Raw genomic sequence first — 18,445 nt, 5'->3', positions numbered from 1 at the left:
AAGGGAATGTGGCCGCGCGGCGAAGAGACTGTGCGGGTCCGGCGGCGGGTTGCGGGGCTGTCCTACCCTAGCGGGATGGTCACCACGGAGGACCCTCTGCCGTTGTTGCCGGACCAGCCGGTCAAGCCCCGGCGCCGGCGGTGGTGGAGTGTCGTGGTCTGGCTGATGGCGGTTCCGTTCGTGCTGTGGGCGGCGTTGCGCGTGTTCGGGCTCGACACCGGGTTTCCGGCGGTGCAGTTGATCGCGTTCACGCCGTACGTCGCGATGGCCTCGTTCGTGCCGCTCGGCGTGGCGTTGCTCACCAAGCGGCTGTGGCCTGCGGTGGTCACGGCGGTGGCGACCGTGGCGCTGGCGGCGTGTGTGCTGCCGCGGTGGATCGCCGACAGCGATCCGGAGCCGGCCAATGGGCCCGGGTTGCGGGTGCTCAGCGTGAACATGCTGATGGGGGGCGCGGACACGGCTACGATCGTCGGGCTGGTGCGGTCGCTGGGTGTGGATCTGGTGACGCTGCAGGAGTACACGCCGGAGGCGAAGGCGGCGCTGCGCACGGCGGGGCTGGACGAGTTGCTGCCGAACTCGGTGTCGTACCCGCGCCCGGGCGTGACGGGGTCGGCGGTGTACAGCCGGTTCCCGGTGACGGACCTCGGGTATCGCCAGTTCCCGTCGGACTTCGGCCAGGCGCAGGCGGGGGTGCGGGTGCCGGGGGCGGGCGACGTGCGGGTGGAGTCGGTGCATCCGTGCGCGCCGGCGACCGCGCACGGCAGCGGGTGCTGGGAGCACGACATCGTGCAGGAGCCGGCCGCGACGCCGGACGGGGCGGTGAACCTGCTGATCGGGGACTTCAACGCGACGCTGGACCACGAGAAGTTCCGGGCGCTGCTGAATACGGGGTACCGGGACGCGGCGGACGTCGCGGGGGCGGGGTTGCAGGCGTCGTGGCCGTACGACGAACGCTGGTTCATTCCGGGCGTCGTCCTGGACCACGTGGTGGCGGATCGGCGGGTGGGGGTGCGGAAGGTGTCGGTGCATCGTGTTCCGGACAGCGACCACAAGGCGGTGTACGCGGAACTGGTCCTGCCCAGGGGGGCGGCGTAAGGGGAACCCGGCGTAAGGGGCGGACTCGGACGGCCGAAGGTACCGAGGGCGTACCTCCGCCTACACGCGGTTCGTTGGCCGGGAGTACCTTCACGTACGGATCGGGCCCCCGCCCGAACGGGAACACGTTGGAGCAGATGGGTGACACGAACGTTTCGCGGCCTCGCGGTCGCCTTCGCCGTGCCGCTGGTCCTGGGCACGGCGGCCGCCTGTTCGGACAAGCAGGGTGACGGCTCGCATACCTCGTCCGACCGGCCGACGGCGGTGGTGACCGCGCAGCCGACGGACGCGCAGTCGGCGCAGGTGATGGCCGAGCAGGTGTTCGACAACCTGTCGGAGGGCGACTGGGCCGGAGCCTACGACCTGTGGACGGACAACGCGAAGGCGGCGATCGGCAAGGACGCCTACATCGACCTGGTGTCGACGTGCACGGCGCAGCAGGGCGAGTACCAGGTGACGGGCGTGACGTCGGTCGACGCCTCGACGGCGACGGTCAAGTGGACGCACATGCCGGCCGGTGGCGGCGCCAGCCGGGCCGGGGCGAGCACGGCGAAGTACCAGAACGGGGCCTGGCACTTCGAGCCGGACCCGGCGGCGCTGAACGCGTACAGACAGAACAAATGCCCATAGAAGGGAAGGGCCGGGGTTTTCCCCGGCCCTTCCGCTTTTTACGGCTCGGGTCCGCGTCACCTGCGGGCCGCTGCTCCCGCCAGACACCGTTCGGCCGTGGCCGGCCTCTCTGCCAGGTCCGCGGGGCCAAGAGCCAGGATCAGACGCGCACGGAGCTCGACAGTCCGTAGCTGAGCGCGTCGACGAGCGCCTGCCAGCTGGCCTCGACCACATTCTCGTGGACCCCGACGGTCGTCCAGTCGTCCCCGGTCGCGTGCGTCTCGACGAGGACCCGGGTGACCGCGCCGGTGCCGTGGCTGCCCTCCAGGATGCGCACCTTGTAGTCGGCGAGCTGGAACCGCCCCAACTGCGGATAGTGCCGCGTCAGCGCCACCCGCAGCGCCTCGTCGAGGGCGTTGACGGGCCCGTTGCCCTCGGCGGTGGCGATGACGCGCTCGCCGCGGACGCGGACCTTCACGGTCGCCTCGGAGACGACGGCGCCGTCCTCGCGGTGCTCGACCAGCACGCGGTACGACTCGAGCGCGAACGGCTTCGGCAGCGCCCCCTCGGCCAGTTCCGCTCGGGCGAGCAGCTCGAAGGACGCGTCGGCGGCCTCGAACGACCAGCCGCGGGCCTCCAGGTCCTTGACCCGGTTGGTGACCCGGGACAGGGCCTCGGGGTTGCCGGCCAGGTCGACGCCGAGCTCGCGCGCCTTGAGCTCGATGCTGGCCCGGCCGGCCATCTCGGTGACTAGGATCCGCATGTCGTTGCCCACGACGACCGGGTCGATGTGGTTGTACAGCACGGGATCCACTTTGATCGCGCTCGCGTGCAGGCCCGCCTTGTGAGCGAACGCTGACGACCCGACGTAAGCCTGGTGGGTGTCGGGTGCGATGTTGGCGATCTCGGCGATGGAGTGTGCGACGCGCACCATCTGCTCGATGCACCCCTCCGGTAGGACGGGTATGCCGAGCTTGAGCTGGAGGTTGCCGACGACGGCGAACAGGTCGGCGTTGCCGGGGCGCTCGCCGTAGCCGTTGGCGGTGCACTGGAAGTGCGGCACGCCGGCCTCGACCGCGGCCACGGTGTTGGCCACGGCGCAGGATGTGTCGTTCTGGCAGTGGATGCCCAGCCGGGCCACCGCTTCCTCGGCGCTGATCCCGAGCGCGACGGCCAGGCGGTCCTTGACCTCGGCGATCGTGCGGCTGATCAGCGACGGCAGCATGCCGCCGTTGGTGTCGCACATGACGGCGGCCTCGGCGCCGGCGGCAAGGGCGGCGGCGGCGACGCTGGCGGTGTAGCCGGGGTCGAAGCGGTACCCGTCGAAGAAGTGCTCGCAGTCGAGGAAGACGCGGCGGCCCTCGGCGACGAAGTACTCCACCGTCTCGCGCACCATGGCCAGGTTCTCCTCGGCCGTGGTGCGCAATGCCCGCTCGACGTGGCGCAGGTCGGACTTGGCGACCAGCGTGACGGCGGGGGTCTCGGCGTCGAGCAGGGCGCGGACCTGCGGGTCGTCCTGGACGCGTACGCCGGCCTTGCGGGTCGCCCCGAACGCGACGAACACCGCGTGCTTGAGGTCGAGTTCGGTGCGCGCTCTGCGGAAGAACTCGGTGTCCTTCGGCATCGCCCCCGGCCAGCCGCCCTCGATGAAGCCGACGCCGAACTCGTCGAGCAGCCGCGCGACGGCGAGCTTGTCGACCACCGAGTAGCTGATCGCCTCACGCTGGGCCCCATCGCGCAGCGTCGTGTCGTACACCTGCATGGTTGTGCTCCTTTGGCGGGAATGGGGGGCCTTCAGGCTCGGCGGATCAGGGGCCTTCGGCTTGCTCAGGCTCCTGGCCCAACAAAAAGACCCCTCGCGAAATGCGAGAGGTCTGCGCGTCCGGCGGAGGAGTGCCGGGCACGCTAGGGGCCAATAATGAGCCGAGTCACGTTCGGTAGCTTGCCACGCTCGGGCCCGCCGTGGCACGTGATTCCGGATTTTGAGAAACAGGGTGATCTGCTTCACGATTCACCCTGTTCGTCACGTCCTTGTAACGAGCGTCGGTCAAGGTTGGAGCCAGTCCAGGAGCGACGCCCCGGGCGGGGTGTCGATCACCGTTGGTAGGGGGGTGAGGTTCGTGTCCATCGAGACGTTGCAGGCGGCGCTCCCGCCGTATGCGCGGGATCTGCGGCTGAACCTCGACTCCGTGTTCGCCACGGACCTGCTGGACGAGCAGCAGCTGTGGGGCGCCGCGCTGGCGTGCGCGATGACGACCCGCAGCCCGCTGGTGATCCGCGCCATCGCCGCCGAGGCGGGCGAGCACCTCAAGCCGGAGGCGGCCGAGGCCGCGAAGGCGGTCGCGTCGCGGATGGCGATCCACAACGTCTACTTCCGCGCCAAGCACCTGATCGGTGATGAGGCGTATCAGGACCTGCCCGCGCGCCTGCGCCGCCAGGTCTCCTCCACGCCCGGGGTCGGCGCCGCCGACGTCGAGGCGTGGTCAGTGGCAGTATCCGCGATCACCGGGTGCGGGGTGTGCCTGGAATCGCACGAAAGATCACTTCGCGGTGCAGGGGTGTCCCGCGAAGTGGTCGACGAGGTGTTGCGCGTCGCCGCGGTAGTTCACGCGTTGGCGGTAACCCTCGATGCAGAGGCGGCTCTCGACTAGGAGCTTTCCTCTTGTACGGGTGTCGGAGTGGCGGCTCCGGCACCCGTACGCATTTTTCGGGCTTTTCCGCCCGTACTCCCCCCGTGCAAGTTGCGCACAGGGTGTCTGCGTACCCGTATCCCCGACGGCTACCGTTGCGATCAACATCGACGGGCCGGATTGGGAGTACAGCATGATCGACGGAGTTCCGCGCGAGCCGGAGGAGCCCCCGGTCGATCCCCCGCTCGGCTGCGCCGACCCGATGCTGTGGCGCGTGGCGCGGGCCCTGCACGACGCGCACCGGCCACGGACCGACAACTTCTGCGAGTGCAAGGCGTTCTGGCCCTGCGCGGACGCGCAGCTGGCCGAGGAGGCGCTGCAGCTGGCGTACGACCGGCCGTCGCCGCGTGTCCTGCGCCCGGGCGCGGGGCGCAACTCGAACCTCGGCCGCTGGTCGGCCTGAACCCCGGGCTCCTCGCGTCCCGGCCCAGGAAACGCCCGGGCGCCGCGGCACCTGCCGGCCCGCTCCTGTCCGATTCCTCGCCTGGCGGGCGACAAATCTTTCCCTCGCGAAACCGGCAAGTCAGGCAATGCGGAACGGTCGCCAATAGGCCACGACGTGCAGGGCGCCCATGGCCGGTCGATCCACTTATGTCTCGGCGCAGAGCGCACCCGACATAAGCGGCAACCACCCCGCCAACCGAAATGCCCGGAAAACGAAAAGCGGCGCCCGGCACGAGACCGGACGCCGCCCGTAAACGAATCGTTACAAAACGCGATGCACCCAGCCATACGGGTCCGGTGCCGTCCCGCGCTGGATCGAGACGAGCTGCTCCCGCAGCCCCATCGTCACGGCCCCGGCCGCCCCGTCGCCGATGGTGAACTCCGCCTCGGCGTCGCGCACGGTCCCGATCGGGGTGATCACGGCCGCCGTCCCGCAGGCGAACGCCTCCCGCAGCCGGCCGCTGCGCGCGTCGTCGCGCCACTGGTCGAACGGGTACGGCTCCTCGCGCACCGCGTGCCCCCGTTCGGCCGCCAGCCGCAGGACGGACTCGCGGGTGATGCCCGGCAGGATCGAGCCGGACAGCGGCGGGGTCGCGATCGAGTCGTCGTCGAAGACGAAGAAGACGTTCATGCCGCCGAGCTCCTCGACGTATTTGAACTCGGTCGCGTCGAGGAACACGACCTGGTCGCAGCCGTGCTGCATGGCCTCGGCCTGGGCGACGAGGCTCGCGGCGTAGTTGCCGCCGCACTTGGCCGCGCCGGTGCCGCCGCGGGCCGCGCGGGTGTAGTCCCGGGACACCCAGACGCTGACCGGCTGGACGCCGCCCTTGAAGTAGCTGCCGACCGGCGAGGCGATGACGACGAAGAGGTACTCCGAGGACGGCTTGACGCCCAGGAAGACCTCGCTGGCGTATTGGAAGGGCCGCAGGTAGAGGCTGCCCTCCGCGTCGTCGGGCACCCAGTCCCGGTCGGCCCGGATGAGCGCCTCCAGGCAGTCCAGGAAGAGCCGCTCCGGCACCGGGGCCATCGCCAGCCGGTCCGCCGAGGCGCGGAACCGGGCCGCGTTGGCGTCGGGGCGGAACATGGTCACGCCGCCGTCGGCCGCCCGGTACGCCTTGAGGCCCTCGAAGATCTCCTGCGCATAGTGCAGCACCGCGGTCGCCGGGTCCATGGGGATCGGGGCGCGCGCCTCGACGCGGGCGTCATACCAGCCCTTGCCCTCGGCATAGCGCACCGTGACCATGTGGTCGGTGAAGATCCGCCCGAACCCCGGGTTGGCCATCAGCGCGGACCGCTCCGCGGCGGCTACGGGCTGCAGGTTCGGACGAATCTCGAAATCGAGCGTTTCACCGCCGTTCATGCATGCCTCCACAAATGGTTGCGGCGGCACACTCACGCCGCGTGCCGTGCCGCAAACTTACCCGAACGGACGTTCAATCGCAGCTAGCGCGCGGAGCTTCGATTCCGTGGCGTCGCCGACACCGCCGGCGACGCCCGAACAGATCGTTACGCGACGGCCGCGGCGAGGCGGTCACCGATCGCGTCGGTGGACAGCGCGGAGCCCGGCGTGCGCGCGGACACCTCGTTGCCGACCGCCTCGGTGACGCGCGCCGCCGCCTCCGGGTGGCCGAGGTGGTCCAGCAGCAGCGCGGTGGAGAGCACGGCGGCCGACGGGTCGGCGACGCCCTTGCCCGCGATGTCCGGGGCCGAGCCGTGCACGGGCTCGAACATGGACGGGAACGCGCGCTCGGGGTTGATCGAACCGCTGGCGGCGAGGCCGATGCCGCCGGTGACCGCGGCGGCGATGTCGGTGAGGATGTCACCGAAGAGGTTGTCGGTGACGACGACGTCGTAGCGCTGCGGGTTGGTCACCAGGAACATGGCCGCGGCGTCGACGTGCTGGTATTCGGTCTCGATGTCCGGGAACTCGGCCTTGACCGCGTTGAAGGTCCGTGCCCACAGGCCGCCGGCGTGGGTGAGCACGTTGGTCTTGTGGACCAGGGTGACCTTGCGGCGGGGGCGCTTCGCGGCCCGGGCGAACGCGTCGCGGATGACCCGCTCGACGCCGTGGCGCGTGTTGAGGCTCTCCTCGGTGGCGACCTCGGCGGCGGTGCCCGGATGCAGGTTGCCGCCGGCGCCGACGTAGAGGCCCTCGGTGCCCTCGCGGACGACGACGAGGTCGATCTCGCCCGGCTTCACCCCGGCCAGCGGGCTGGTGGTGCCCGGCCAGAGGCGGGAGGGGCGAAGGTTGACGTATTGGTCGAAGTCGAACCGCAGCTTCAGCAGCAGGCCGCGCTCGAGCACGCCCGGCGGGACGCTCGGGTCGCCGACGGCGCCGAGCAGGATCGCGTCCTGGCCGCGCAGTTCCTCCAGAACACTGTCGGGCAGGACTTCGCCGGTGCGGTTGTACCGGGCGGCGCCCAGGTCGTAGTCGGTCGTCTCGACGCCGGGCAGGACCACACGCAGCACCTTCAGCGCCTGCGCCACCACCTCGGTGCCGATGCCGTCACCGGCCACAACCGCGATCTTCGCCACCACACGCCCCTTTCGTAGACCCGTCAACGGTACGCCGCCGTCCTATTCCGTGGACGCGCGTCCCGGTCAATGGGACCACACCGGCGAATCCGGCCCGGCGAGCGGGGCGCGGGACGCAGGAATGAGGGCGGGGAGCGCCGCCACGCTCCCCGCCCTCGTCGGAGGAAAGTCCCTAGTCGGCGGACAGGTCCGCCGTGCTCGCCGCGGTCGCGCCGATGGCCTGCTGGGCCTCGCCGAGCAGGTCCGCCGCCACCGCCTGGTCGACGGTCAGCGTCATGAGCGCCTCCCCGCCGGCCTCGCGCCGGGCGACCTGCATGGCGCCGATGTTGACCCCCGCGGAACCCAGTATCGACCCCACCGTGCCCACCACGCCGGGGCGGTCAGCGTAGCGGAAGAACAGCAGCACGCCCTCCGCAGCCAGCTCGAGGCTGAAGCCGTCGATCTCGGTCAGCTTCAGCGCCTCGCGCGGGCCCGCGACATACGTGCCGGACACCGAGGCTACCCGCCCGTCCGGCAGCGCTCCACGCACGGTCACCAGGTTGGGCTGCTCGGATGAGTCGGTGAAGACCGCGAGGGCCACCTCGACCCCGCGGTCGGCCGCCAGATGTGGCGCGTTCACATAGGTGACCTGCTCCGCGACCACGCTGCCGAACAGGCCCTTCGTGGCGGCCAGCTTCAGCACCGACACATCGTGCTTGGCCACCTGGCCGTGCACCTCGACCGTCACGGACGAGGCCACGCCGCCGGCGACCGCGGTGAACACGGCGCCGAGCTTCTCGGCGAGGGGCAGCAGCGGGCGTACTTCCTCGGCGACCACGCCACCGGCCTGCACGTTGACCGCGTCCGGCACGAACTCGCCGTCGAGGGCCAGCTTCACGCTGCGGGCGACCGCGAGCCCGGCCTTGTCCTGCGCCTCGACCGTCGAGGCGCCCAGGTGCGGCGTGGCGACGACGCTGTCGAAGGAGAACAGCGGCGAGGCGACGCACGGCTCCTTCGCGAACACGTCGATGCCCGCCCCGGCGACCCGCCCGTCGGCGATCGCGTCGGCGAGGGCCTGCTCGTCGATCAGCCCGCCCCGCGCCGCGTTGACGATCCGCACGCCCGGCTTGACGATGCCGAGCTCACGAACGCCGATCAGCCCGACGGTCTCGGGCGTCTTGGGCAGGTGGATCGAGATGAAGTCGCTTTCCCGCAGCAGTTCGTCCAAACCCAGCAGCCGTACTCCCAGTGAGGCCGCCCGCGCGGGCTGGATGTAGGGGTCGTAGGCGACCAGGCGCACGCCGAAGACCGCCATCCGCTGGGCGAACAGGACGCCGATGCGGCCCAGGCCGACGACCCCGACGGTCTTGCCGGAGATCTCCACGCCGGTGTACTTCGAACGCTTCCACTCCCCCGCCTTGAGCGCGGCGGACGCGGCGGCGGTGTTGCGGGCGACGGCGAGCAGCAGCGCGACGGCCTGCTCGGCCGCCGAGACGATGTTGGACGTCGGCGCGTTGACGACCATGACGCCGCGCGCGGTCGCGGCCGGCACGTCGACGTTGTCGAGGCCGACGCCCGCGCGGGCGACGACCCTGAGCCGGGGCGCCGCGGCGACCGCGTCGGCGTCGATGCGGGTCGCGCTGCGCACGATCACGGCGCTGGCGTCGGCGAGCGCGGCCAGCAGGGCGGAGCGGTCCGTGCCGTCGATGTGACGGACCTCGTAGTCGTCGGCGAGCACCTCGAGAGCGGACGGGGCCAGCTCCTCGGCGATGAGCACCACCGGGCGGTCAGGAGGGAGGGTCATCGGCGTCCTCGACTTCCAGGCTTCGGTTGGCGTCGATTGCGGGGCACGCGACATTGCCCGCCTCGCACTGGGGGAAACGCGACGGGGCCGGGCGGTCGGCCTCTTCAGGCGATGGTAGGCCCGTCGATCCATGGGTCCCGGGGCCCGAAGACGTGAGCGCGATCACACGCGCCCGCGCGCGGGCCAAGGCTACGAGGCGGGTCATGAGCACGCGGGTTTCGAGTCGGACGAAAAAACATCCACGAGGCGATCGAGCGCATCGAGGAGCGTCTCCACGGATACGAGGCGCAGGACCACCACGACTACGCCGTCGACCACGAGCCGACGTTCCTGAGCCGCGTCGGAGACGGCCGGCCCCGGTGCGGGACTCCCTGCCCGCCGGGGCCGTCCTCGGGTGGATGTTCGGGGACGTCAGCTCGCCGTGTATCGCCAGAAGTCGCGGATCCACGAGGGCGTGATCGGGGCCGGGGCACCGGCCTGGGTGAAGAGTACGGCTACGGTGCCCGACGACGGCGTCACGTACGCGGATGTCCCGGTGCCGCCGACCCAGCGGTACCGGCCCGGGACGAGCCCGGGCGCGGACGCGGAGAGGTCGACCGAGCCGCCGTAGCCCCAGCCCTGTCCGGGCTCCAGGAACAGCCCGGCGGGCGCCCGCTGCGCCGGGGTGGTCTGGTCCGTGGTCATCGCGCGTACCGCCGCCTCGGACAGGATGCGCCGCCCGCCCGGCGCCACGCCGCCGGCGAGCAGCATCCGCCCGAACGCGGCCCAGTCCGGGGCGGTCATCGCCAACCCGCCGTTGCCGAGCTGAAACGCCGGGGGCGAGCTCCACTGTCCGTCGGGGCCGTCGGCGAGCTCCAGGCCGTCGTCGCTCGAGCGGTAGTAGGCGGTGAGGCGGTGGCGCTCGGACGCGGGGACGCGGAAGGTGGCGTCGGTCATCGCCAGGGGCTCGAACACGCGCTCCGCCATGACCTCGCCGAGGGGGCGGCCCGTCACCCGTTCGATGAGGGCGCCCTGCAAGGTTGAGCTGGTGTCGTACAACCAGGCCTCGCCCGGCTGGTACAGCATCGGGACGCGGGCCAGCTGGGCCAGCCACTCGTCGCGCGGCGGGAACGCCTGCACGTCGCGGCCGTCCTGCTGGACCGGGAACAGGGCCTGGACGGCGGGCAGGGTGAAGTCGGACGAGAAGCCCCAGCCGACGGTCGACGTCAGCAGGTCGTGCACCGTGATCGAGCGGGCCGCGGGGACGACGTCCGCGGCGCCGGCGTCCGGGGCGCGGGCCACCCGCGGCTCGGCCAGCTCCGGCAGCCAGTCGGCGATCGGGTCGTCGAGGCGGATCGTGCCCGCGTCGACCAGGGTCATCAGCGTGGCGGCCGTGATCGGCTTCGTCGCCGAGGCGATACGGAAGATCGCGTTCTCGGTCATCACGCGCTCGCCCAGGATCGCGTCGCCGACGACCGCCGTCTCGAGGCGGCCCTTCCGGTCGATCAGGGCCACGGCGCCGGGGATCTCGCCGCTTCGGACATAGGGCTCGAGGACCGTACGGAGCGCGCTCACGGAATCACCGTAGCAGCGCGGTCGCATGCCGAGTTACATCGATAAATCGGATAAATCATGACAAAGGGTGGGGTTGTCCGTGGTGGCGCGGCACAGGACGCGGGGGTGCCGTTGGGAGTTGTCGATCAGCATCGACGTGGCGGCGTCAGAACCAGCCGGACATCCGCAGAACGGGTTTGGCGAGCGCCGACGCGGGGCGAAAGGCGTTGACTCTCCAGTGGCTGGAGAGTCCAGGCTTGTGGGCATGACGACGAATCTGACGCCCGAGGAGAAGCGGGAGCTGTTCGGGGACTTCGATCCCGATCAGTATGCCGGGGAGGCCGAGCAGCGGTGGGGCAGCACCGAGGCCTACAAACAGACGCAGCGACGGACCGCGAAGTACACCAAGGCGGACTGGGAGCGGATCAAGGGCGAGGCGGCGCAGAACCAGGCCGGCTTCGCGGACGCGTTCGACCAGGGGATTCCGGCCGGCGACGCGCGGGCCATGGACCTGGCCGAGGCGCACCGGCAGCACATCAGCCGGTGGTTCTACGACTGCCCGTTCGAGGCGCACCGGGGGCTCGGGGACATGTACGTCGCCGATCCGCGGTTCACCGCGAACTACGACACCGAGCATCCGGGACTGGCGCAGTACGTCCGGGACGCGATTCACGCCAACGCCGACCGTCAGGGCTGAGGCGGGTTTCCGCCCTTGGCCACGCGGACCTGGCAGAGAGGCCGGCCACGGCCGAACGGTGTCTGGCGGGAGCGGCGGTCCGTCAGTGACGCGGACCCGAGCCATGAAAAAAGCGGGACCCCTCCCGAGCGGGAGGGGTCCCTTGCTCGCTCAGGCCGTCTCGGTGATCGGGCGGTCGACCCAGCTCATCATCGAGCGCAGCTGCTTGCCGGTCTCCTCGATCGGGTGGTTGGCACCCTGCTCGCGGTACTTGGTGAAGTTCGGGCGGCCCGCGTCGTCCTCGGCGATCAGCTCGCGGGCGAACTCGCCCGACTGGATCTCGGCCAGGATGCGCTTCATCTCCTCCTTGACCCGTGCGTCGATGACGCGCGGGCCGCGGGTGTAGTCGCCGTACTCGGCGGTGTCGGAGACGCTGTAGCGCATGCGGGCGATGCCGCCCTCGTACATCAGGTCCACGATCAGCTTGAGCTCGTGCAGGCACTCGAAGTAGGCGATCTCCGGGGCGTAGCCCGCCTCGGTGAGGACCTCGAAACCGGTCTGGACCAGGGCCGACGCGCCGCCGCAGAGGACGGCCTGCTCGCCGAAGAGGTCCGTCTCGGTCTCTTCCTTGAACGTCGTCTTGATCACGCCGGCGCGGGTGCCGCCGATGCCGGCCGCGTAGGCCAGGGCCAGCTGCAGCGCGTTGCCGGTGGCGTCCTGCTCGACGGCGACCAGGCAGGGCACGCCCTTGCCGTCGACGAACTGGCGGCGGACCAGGTGGCCCGGACCCTTCGGGGCGACCATCGCCACGTCCACGTCGGCCGGCGGCTCGATCAGGCCGAAGCGGATGTTGAGGCCGTGGCCGAAGAAGAGCGCCTTGCCGGCGGTCAGGTTCGGGGCCACGTGCTCGGCGTAGAGCGAGCGCTGCGCGGTGTCCGGCGCGAGGATCATGATGACGTCCGCCTCGGCGCTGGCCTCGGCCGGGGTGAGGACGCGCAGGCCCTGCTCCTCGGCCTTGGCACGGCTCTTGGACCCCTCGAGCAGGCCGATGCGCACGTCGACGCCGGAGTCGCGCAGGCTCAGCGCGTGGGCGTGACCCTGGCTGCCGTAGCCCAGCACCGCGACCTTGCGGCCCTGGATCAACGACAGGTCGGCGTCGTCGTCGTAAAACACCTCGGCGGGCATTTTGAGTTTCCTTTCACAAAGTGTTCAGGGATGCGGCGCGAAGCGCCCTTATGAGGCGGCGCGGAGCGCCGGACCGGTCGTGATGGAGCGCGAACCGCGGCCGATGGCCACGACGCCGGACTGGACCATTTCCTTGATACCGAACGGCTCCAGGTCACGAAGCAGCGCGTCCAGCTTTTCCGACGTGCCGGTCGCCTCGATGGTGAGGGCGTCGGCGGCGACGTCGACCACGCGGGCCCGGAACAGGTTCACGGTCTCGAGGACCTGCGAGCGCACCGGGCGTTCCGCGCGCACCTTCACCAGCAGCAGCTCGCGCTGCACGCTGGCGGTGGTGTCGAGTTCGACGATCTTCAGGACCTGCACGAGCTTGTTCAGCTGCTTGGTGACCTGTTCCAGCGGTGATTCGTCCGCGTTGACCACGATCGTCATCCGGGAGACCTCGGGGTGCTCGGTCTCGCCGACGGCCAGGGAGTCGATGTTGAAGCCGCGCCGGGCGAAGAGGCCGGCGACGCGGGCCAGTATGCCGGGCTTGTTCTCCACCAGGACGGAGAGCGTGTGCTTGGCCATGGTTTGCTGCGTCTCCTACACGTCGTCCTGGTCGAACGCGGGGCGGACCCCCCGCGCGAACATGATCTCGTCGTTGCTGGTGCCGGCGGCGACCATCGGCCACACCATCGCATCCTTGCCGACCACGAAGTCGATGACGACCGGCTGGTCGGTGACCTTCATCGCGGCCTCGATCGTGGCGTCGACGTCACGCTTGGTCTCGCAGCGCAGGCCGACGCAGCCCAGGGCGTCGGCGAGCTTCACGAAGTCCGGGATGCGGTGCTTGTGGGTGCCGAGCTCGGTGTTGGAGTACCGCTGGTCGTAGAACAGCGTCTGCCACTGCCGGACCATACCCAGGTTGCCGTTGTTGATGACGGCGACCTTGATCGGGATGCCCTCCAGCGCGCAGGTGGCCAGCTCCTGGTTGGTCATCTGGAAGCAGCCGTCGCCGTCGATCGCCCACACCGTCTTGTCCGGCATGCCGACCTTGGCGCCCATCGCGGCCGGGACCGCGTAGCCCATCGTGCCCAGGCCCCCCGAGTTGAGCCAGGTGGCCGGGTTCTCGTACTGGATGAACTGCGCCGCCCACATCTGGTGCTGCCCGACGCCGGCGGCGTAGATGGCTTCCGGACCGACGATCTTGCCGATGCGCTCGATGACGTACTGCGGCGACAGCGTCCCGTCGGACGGCTCCTCGTAGCCCAGCGGGTAGCGGCCGCGGATGTCGTCCAGCGTCGCCCACCAGTCCTTGAGTGACGGCTTGCGCCCCGCCGCGTGCTCGGCCGAGACGGCGGCGATGAGCTCCTCGATCACGTGCTTGGCGTCGCCGACGATCGGCACGTCCGCGGTGCGGTTCTTGCCGATCTCGGCCGGGTCGATGTCGGCGTGGATGACCGCCGCGTTCGGCGCGAACGTCGACAGCTCGCCGGTGACCCGGTCGTCGAAGCGGGCGCCGAGGGTGATGAGCAGGTCCGACTTCTGCAGCGTGTAGACGGCGCCGACGGTGCCGTGCATGCCGGGCATGCCCATGTGCTGCGGGTGGGAGTCGGGGAACGCGCCGCGGGCCATCAGCGTCGTGACGACCGGGGCGCCGGTGAGCTCGGCGAGCTTGAGCAGTGCCGCGGAGGCGTGGGCCTTGATGACGCCGCCGCCGACGTAGAGCACCGGGCGCTTGGCCCCGGCGATGAGGCGGGCGGCCTCGCGGATCTGCTTGCCGTGCGGGTGCAGCGTCGGGTGGTACCCGGGCAGCTCCAGCGTCGGCGGCCACTTGAACGTGGTCTGCTTCTGCAGCACGTCCTTGGGGATGTCGACCAGGACCGGGCCGGGGCGGCCGGTGCTGGCGAGGTGGAACGCCTCGGCGAGCACCCGGGGCAGCTCCTCGCCGGACTTCACCAGGTAGTTGTGCTTGGTGATCGGCAGCGTGATGCCGGCGATGTCCGCCTCCTGGAAGGCGTCCGTGCCGATGTACTGCGACGCGACCTGGCCGGTGATGGCGACGATGGGGACCGAGTCCATGTAGGCGTCGGCGATCGGGGTGACCAGGTTCGTCGCGCCCGGTCCGGAGGTGGCCATGCAGACGCCGACCTTGCCGGTGGCCTGCGCGTAGCCGGTCGCGGCGTGGCCGGCGCCCTGCTCGTGGCGGACCAGGATGTGCCGGACGTTCTCGGAGTCGAACAGCGGGTCGTACGCCGGGAGGATCGCACCACCGGGAATGCCGAAGACGACGTCGGCGCCGAGCGCCTCGAGCGAGCGGACGAGTACCTGCGCCCCGGTGAGCAGCTCCGGCTGCGTCTTCTTGTCGGTGGCCGGCGCGGCGGGCGGCGCAGGGTGCCCCCGGTGGGCGAGGACTTCTGGCGTGGGTCTCGTCATCGCTGTTCGCACTTTCGCTCGAAGGTGTCTAGGCAAATACTCCGGACATGAAAAAACCCCACGTGCTCGGCACGGGGGGCTAGCGCGCTGACGGCAGGCGTCGGCGCGCTAGATGATAAGTACTCGGAGCGACCTCGACGACATGTGCCCACTCTGGCGCATCTCATGGCCTGAGTCAACCTATCCCAGGATGCGGAACGTGTCAGACTCGCAGGTATGCCCGAGCTGCGGTCCAAGACTTCCACTTCTGGTCGCAACATGGCCGGCGCCCGCGCCCTGTGGCGCGCGACCGGCATGACCGACTCCGACTTCGGCAAGCCGATTGTCGCCATCGCCAACAGTTTCACGCAGTTCGTGCCGGGCCATGTCCACCTGCGCAACCTCGGGATGATCGTCGCCGACGCGGTCGCCGAGGCCGGAGGGGTCGCCAAGGAGTTCAACACCATCGCCGTCGACGACGGCATCGCCATGGGCCACGGCGGGATGCTCTACTCGCTGCCCAGCCGCGAGCTCATCGCCGACGCCGTCGAGTACATGGTGCAGGCCCACTGCGCCGACGCCCTCGTGTGCATCTCCAACTGCGACAAGATCACGCCCGGCATGCTGCTCGCCGCCCTCCGCCTGAACATCCCCACCGTCTTCGTCTCCGGCGGCCCCATGGAAGCCGGCAAGACCATCGCCATCGAGGGCGTCGTCCACGACAAGGACGCCAAGCTCGACCTCATCGACGCGATGATCGCCTCCGCCAACGAGGCCGTCACGGACGAGCAGCTCGGCCAGATCGAGCGCTCCGCCTGCCCGACGTGCGGCTCGTGCTCGGGCATGTTCACCGCCAACTCCATGAACTGCCTGACCGAGGCGATCGGCCTGGCCCTGCCCGGCAACGGCTCGGCCCTGGCCACGCACGCCGCCCGCCGCGGCCTGTTCGAGCGGGCCGGGTCGCTGATCGTCGAGCTCGCCAAGCGGTACTACTTCGACGACGACGCCTCCGTGCTGCCCCGCGCGATCGCCTCCCGCCCGGCGTTCGCCAACGCGGTGGCGCTGGACGTCGCGATGGGCGGCTCCACCAACACCGTCCTGCACCTGCTGGCCGCCGCCCGCGAGGCGGAGCTGGACTTCTCCGTGGCCGACATCGACGCGATCTCGCGCCAGGTGCCGTGCCTGGCCAAGGTGGCGCCGAACACGCAGAAGTACCACATGGAGGACGTCCACCGCGCCGGCGGGATTCCGGCGATCCTCGGTGAGTTGTCCCGGGCCGGCCTGCTGGACGAGTCGGTCTGGTCGGTTCACGCTCCCACGTTCCGGGAGTGGGTCGAGCAGTGGGACATCCGCGCGGCCTCGCCGTCCCAGGAGGCTCTGGAGCTGTTCCACGCCGCACCCGGCGGGGTTCGCACGACCGAGCCGTTCTCCACGCAGAACCGGTGGAGCTCGCTGGACACCGACGCCGCGGGCGGATGCATCCGCAGCGTGGAGCACGCGTACACCGCCGACGGCGGCCTCGCGATCCTCTTCGGCAACCTCGCGCCCGACGGCTGCGTGGTGAAGACCGCGGGCGTGCCCGAGGAGAACCTGACCTTCTCCGGCCGGGCGCGGGTCTTCGAGTCCCAGGAGGCCGCGGTCGACGGGATCCTCGCCAAGCAGGTCGTCGCAGGCGACGTCCTGGTCATCCGCTACGAGGGGCCCAAGGGCGGCCCCGGGATGCAGGAGATGCTCTACCCGACGAGCTTCCTCAAGGGCCGTGGCCTCGGCCGGGCCTGCGCGCTGATCACGGACGGGCGCTTCTCCGGCGGCACGTCGGGCCTGTCGATCGGCCACATCAGCCCCGAGGCGGCCGGCGGCGGCCTCATCGCGCTGGTCGAGGACGGCGACCGGATCGACATCGACATCCCGAAGCGCTCCCTGCAGCTCGTGGTCGGCGACGAGGAGCTCGCCGCGCGCAAGATCGCGCAGGAGAAACGGGAGCGGCCGTACACCCCGCTGGACCGGGAGCGCCCGGTGTCGGCGGCGCTGCGGGCGTACGCGTCGATGGCCACCTCGGCCAGCGACGGCGCCTACCGCCGGGTCCCCTAGAGCCGGGTCGGTTCCACTACGATTGCGGGGTCACTGCGACTGGCGCATGCAAGGTGGAACCGACCACCGGGGAGCTTCCGTAGACCGCCGCACCGCGCGCCTGGGTGCCGCGTTCGTCGTCAGGAGGCTGCCCATGCACGCTCCCCTGTCCGCCGCGGACCCCGAGGTCGCCGCCCTCGTCCAGGGCGAGACCGAACGCCAGCACGACACCCTGCGGATGATCGCCTCGGAGAACTACGTCTCCCGGGCGGTCCTTGCGGCCACCGGCTCCGTCCTCACCAACAAGTACTCCGAGGGCTACCCCGGCAAGCGGTACTACGAGGGCCAGCGCTTCATCGACCCGATCGAGGAGCTGGCCATCGCCCGCGCGAAGGCCGTCTTCGGTGTCGAGCACGCCAACGTCCAGCCGTACTCGGGCTCGCCGGCGAACCTCGCCGTGTACATGGCCCTGGCCAAGCCGGGCGACACCGTCATGGGCATGGCGCTGCCGATGGGCGGCCACCTGACCCACGGCTGGTCGGTGTCGGCGACCGGGGCGTGGTTCCGGGCGGTGCAGTACACCGTGCGCAAGGAGGACGGGCGGATCGACTTCGACGAGGTCCGCGACATCGCCCTGCGTGAGCGCCCCCGGCTGATCTTCGCCGGCGGGACCGCGATCCCCCGGACCATCGACTTCCCCCGCTTCGCCGAGATCGCCCGCGAGGCCGGCGCGGTGCTGGTCGCCGACATCGCCCACATCGCCGGCCTGATCGCCGGCGGCGCCCACCCCTCGCCGGTCGGCCACGCCGAGGTCATCTCCACCACGACCCACAAGACCCTCCGCGGCCCCCGCGGCGCGATGCTCATGTGCGACGAGCGACACGCCAAGGCCATCGACAAGGCCGTCTTCCCCGGCCTGCAGGGCGGCCCGCACAACCACACCACCGCCGGCATCGCGGTCGCGCTGGGGGAGGCCTCGAAGCCCGATTTCAAGGTGTACGCCCACCAGATCGTCGCCAACGCCAAGTCCCTGGCCACGGCCCTGCTGGAGCACGGCTTCGACCTGGTCTCCGGCGGCACCGACAACCACCTGATCCTGCTGGACCTCACCGGCAAGGGCATCGGCGGCAAGCCGGCGGCCCGCGCCCTGGACCGGGCGGGCATCGAGACGAACTACAACACCGTGCCGTACGACACCCGCAAGCCCTTCGACCCGTCGGGCGTCCGCCTCGGCACGGCGGCCCTGACCACCCGCGGCCTGACCGAGTCGCAGATGCCGCAGGTGGCATCCTGGATCAGCCGCGCGGTGGACGCGGCCCTGAAGGACGACGAGCCGGCCCTGACGACGATCGCGGGCGAGGTCCGCGAACTGCTGTCGACGTACCCGATGCCCGGCCGCCACTGACCTGTCCGACGCGGGGCGCTCCCGGT

At 70.7% G+C, this 18,445-nt stretch carries 15 protein-coding genes and 1 riboswitch; of the genes, 7 read left to right on the top strand and 8 right to left on the bottom strand.

The genetic code is table 11. From position 1 onward, the window contains the following. The first annotated feature begins 75 nt into the window (after nt 1-75). Together ACQPY0_RS08470 and ACQPY0_RS08465 are read left to right on the top strand one after the other, a co-directional pair. Nucleotides 76-1,095, top strand: coding sequence for an endonuclease/exonuclease/phosphatase family protein (locus ACQPY0_RS08470; RefSeq protein WP_432986622.1), 1,020 nt, complete (start codon nt 76-78; stop codon nt 1,093-1,095). Nucleotides 1,096-1,236: 141 nt separating this feature from the next. Beyond that, complete coding sequence (locus tag ACQPY0_RS08465) at nt 1,237-1,725, top strand: hypothetical protein (protein WP_432986620.1); 489 nt, start codon at nt 1,237-1,239, stop codon at nt 1,723-1,725. A gap of 139 nt (nt 1,726-1,864) precedes the next feature. Here the strand turns inward: ACQPY0_RS08465 and cimA are convergent, their stop codons facing one another. Continuing rightward, nucleotides 1,865-3,466 (bottom strand): citramalate synthase, encoded by a 1,602-nt coding sequence (cimA, locus tag ACQPY0_RS08460; RefSeq protein ID WP_432986618.1) that lies wholly within the window; start codon nt 3,464-3,466, stop codon nt 1,865-1,867. Nucleotides 3,467-3,824: 358 nt separating this feature from the next. Between cimA and ACQPY0_RS08455 the strand changes: the two genes are divergently transcribed. Together ACQPY0_RS08455 and ACQPY0_RS08450 are read left to right on the top strand one after the other, a co-directional pair. Continuing rightward, nucleotides 3,825-4,355 carry a carboxymuconolactone decarboxylase family protein gene (locus tag ACQPY0_RS08455; RefSeq protein WP_432986616.1) on the top strand — a complete coding sequence of 177 codons (531 nt, stop codon included), beginning with the start codon at nt 3,825-3,827 and terminating at the stop codon, nt 4,353-4,355. 172 nt (nt 4,356-4,527) lie between these two features. Continuing rightward, a complete protein-coding gene (locus ACQPY0_RS08450; RefSeq protein ID WP_432986614.1) occupies nt 4,528-4,797 on the top strand; it encodes a hypothetical protein in 270 nt (89 codons plus the stop codon). A gap of 303 nt (nt 4,798-5,100) precedes the next feature. On the opposite strand, the gene ACQPY0_RS08445 is transcribed toward ACQPY0_RS08450, so the two are convergent. From ACQPY0_RS08445 to ACQPY0_RS08430, 4 genes are all read right to left on the bottom strand, one after another. Further along, a complete protein-coding gene (locus ACQPY0_RS08445) occupies nt 5,101-6,198 on the bottom strand; it encodes a branched-chain amino acid aminotransferase (RefSeq protein ID WP_432986612.1) in 1,098 nt (365 codons plus the stop codon). Between the two features lie 146 nt (nt 6,199-6,344). Beyond that, nucleotides 6,345-7,373 (bottom strand): 3-isopropylmalate dehydrogenase, encoded by a 1,029-nt coding sequence (locus tag ACQPY0_RS08440; RefSeq protein ID WP_432986610.1) that lies wholly within the window; start codon nt 7,371-7,373, stop codon nt 6,345-6,347. 172 nt (nt 7,374-7,545) lie between these two features. Beyond that, nucleotides 7,546-9,156 carry a phosphoglycerate dehydrogenase gene (gene serA, locus ACQPY0_RS08435; protein WP_432986608.1) on the bottom strand — a complete coding sequence of 537 codons (1,611 nt, stop codon included), beginning with the start codon at nt 9,154-9,156 and terminating at the stop codon, nt 7,546-7,548. 411 nt (nt 9,157-9,567) lie between these two features. After that, a complete protein-coding gene (locus ACQPY0_RS08430; protein ID WP_432986606.1) occupies nt 9,568-10,710 on the bottom strand; it encodes a serine hydrolase domain-containing protein in 1,143 nt (380 codons plus the stop codon). 244 nt (nt 10,711-10,954) lie between these two features. On the opposite strand from ACQPY0_RS08430, the gene ACQPY0_RS08425 reads away from it, so the two are divergent. Beyond that, the gene (locus tag ACQPY0_RS08425; RefSeq protein WP_432986605.1) at nt 10,955-11,386 is read left to right on the top strand and encodes a TipAS antibiotic-recognition domain-containing protein; all 432 of its coding nucleotides are present in this window, start codon (nt 10,955-10,957) and stop codon (nt 11,384-11,386) included. A gap of 150 nt (nt 11,387-11,536) precedes the next feature. On the opposite strand, the gene ilvC is transcribed toward ACQPY0_RS08425, so the two are convergent. From ilvC to ACQPY0_RS08410, 3 genes are read right to left on the bottom strand one after another with little or no spacing between them, the layout of a single operon-like run. Next, entirely contained in the window at nt 11,537-12,550 is a 1,014-nt protein-coding gene (gene ilvC / locus ACQPY0_RS08420; RefSeq protein WP_432986603.1) for a ketol-acid reductoisomerase, read from the bottom strand. Between the two features lie 48 nt (nt 12,551-12,598). After that, complete coding sequence (gene ilvN, locus ACQPY0_RS08415; RefSeq protein WP_344613581.1) at nt 12,599-13,117, bottom strand: acetolactate synthase small subunit; 519 nt, start codon at nt 13,115-13,117, stop codon at nt 12,599-12,601. 15 nt (nt 13,118-13,132) lie between these two features. Further along, entirely contained in the window at nt 13,133-14,965 is a 1,833-nt protein-coding gene (locus ACQPY0_RS08410; RefSeq protein WP_432986601.1) for an acetolactate synthase large subunit, read from the bottom strand. Between the two features lie 216 nt (nt 14,966-15,181). Between ACQPY0_RS08410 and ilvD the strand changes: the two genes are divergently transcribed. Further along, nucleotides 15,182-17,035: a dihydroxy-acid dehydratase gene (gene ilvD / locus ACQPY0_RS08405; RefSeq protein ID WP_432986599.1), complete on the top strand. Its 1,854-nt coding sequence runs from the start codon at nt 15,182-15,184 to the stop codon at nt 17,033-17,035. A 25-nt stretch (nt 17,036-17,060) separates the two neighbouring features. Further along, nucleotides 17,061-17,148, top strand: a riboswitch (ZMP/ZTP riboswitch). Nucleotides 17,149-17,168: 20 nt separating this feature from the next. Continuing rightward, nucleotides 17,169-18,419, top strand: coding sequence for a serine hydroxymethyltransferase (gene glyA / locus ACQPY0_RS08400; protein ID WP_432986597.1), 1,251 nt, complete (start codon nt 17,169-17,171; stop codon nt 18,417-18,419). Nucleotides 18,420-18,445 lie beyond the last annotated feature (26 nt).

This window comes from Dactylosporangium sp. CA-233914 (assembly GCF_050942935.1).
Classification (GTDB): domain Bacteria; phylum Actinomycetota; class Actinomycetes; order Mycobacteriales; family Micromonosporaceae; genus Dactylosporangium.
This window is presented reverse-complemented; position numbering and strand designations above follow the sequence as displayed.

What these genes read in the sequence shown, in the direction of transcription:
- ACQPY0_RS08470 (WP_432986622.1), top strand. Translation starts at nt 76, where the DNA reads ATGGTCACCACGGAGGACCCTCTGCCGTTGTTGCCGGACCAGCCGGTC.
- cimA (WP_432986618.1), bottom strand. Translation starts at nt 3,466, where the DNA reads ATGCAGGTGTACGACACGACGCTGCGCGATGGGGCCCAGCGTGAGGCG.
- ACQPY0_RS08450 (WP_432986614.1), top strand. Translation starts at nt 4,528, where the DNA reads ATGATCGACGGAGTTCCGCGCGAGCCGGAGGAGCCCCCGGTCGATCCC.
- ACQPY0_RS08445 (WP_432986612.1), bottom strand. Translation starts at nt 6,198, where the DNA reads ATGAACGGCGGTGAAACGCTCGATTTCGAGATTCGTCCGAACCTGCAG.
- serA (WP_432986608.1), bottom strand. Translation starts at nt 9,156, where the DNA reads ATGACCCTCCCTCCTGACCGCCCGGTGGTGCTCATCGCCGAGGAGCTG.
- ACQPY0_RS08425 (WP_432986605.1), top strand. Translation starts at nt 10,955, where the DNA reads ATGACGACGAATCTGACGCCCGAGGAGAAGCGGGAGCTGTTCGGGGAC.
- ilvC (WP_432986603.1), bottom strand. Translation starts at nt 12,550, where the DNA reads ATGCCCGCCGAGGTGTTTTACGACGACGACGCCGACCTGTCGTTGATC.
- ilvN (WP_344613581.1), bottom strand. Translation starts at nt 13,117, where the DNA reads ATGGCCAAGCACACGCTCTCCGTCCTGGTGGAGAACAAGCCCGGCATA.
- ACQPY0_RS08410 (WP_432986601.1), bottom strand. Translation starts at nt 14,965, where the DNA reads ATGACGAGACCCACGCCAGAAGTCCTCGCCCACCGGGGGCACCCTGCG.
- ilvD (WP_432986599.1), top strand. Translation starts at nt 15,182, where the DNA reads ATGCCCGAGCTGCGGTCCAAGACTTCCACTTCTGGTCGCAACATGGCC.
- glyA (WP_432986597.1), top strand. Translation starts at nt 17,169, where the DNA reads ATGCACGCTCCCCTGTCCGCCGCGGACCCCGAGGTCGCCGCCCTCGTC.